This is a genomic window from Pseudomonas sp. HY13-MNA-CIBAN-0226 (assembly GCF_040310305.1).
GTDB classification, from domain to species: Bacteria; Pseudomonadota; Gammaproteobacteria; order Pseudomonadales; family Pseudomonadaceae; genus Aquipseudomonas; species Aquipseudomonas gregormendelii.
In genome coordinates this window covers 1-263 of the sequence record NZ_JBEOPS010000333.1, presented here as the reverse complement: position 1 = coordinate 263, position 263 = coordinate 1, and the positions used below count along the sequence as shown (strand labels likewise).

The window sequence follows — 263 nt, the reverse complement described above, 5'->3', positions numbered from 1 at the left end:
CGTGATCACCGGCCATTTCGGCAATCCGCCGTTCCAGGAACAGGAGCTCGCCGGCAACCCGAACGCGCACATCGTGCTGAATTCCTATGACGTGCTGGGCGGCCCGAGCTCCGCGACGGTGCTGTACGCGACCGAGAAATTCCGCGACGACAACCCGAAGACCTACCGCGCGTTCGTCGCCGCGCTGGCCGACGCCGCACGGCAGATCGCGGCCGACCCGGAGCGCGCGGCCGATACCTATATTCGCGTGAACGGGTCGAAGA

Annotated in this window: 1 protein-coding gene; it reads left to right on the top strand. The window is 66.5% G+C overall.

The genetic code is table 11. The annotated features are described in order from the left end of the window. Positions 1-263, top strand: a 263-nt coding sequence (locus tag AAEZ05_RS28980; protein WP_350650061.1) for an ABC transporter substrate-binding protein, incomplete at both ends; no start/stop codon positions are given.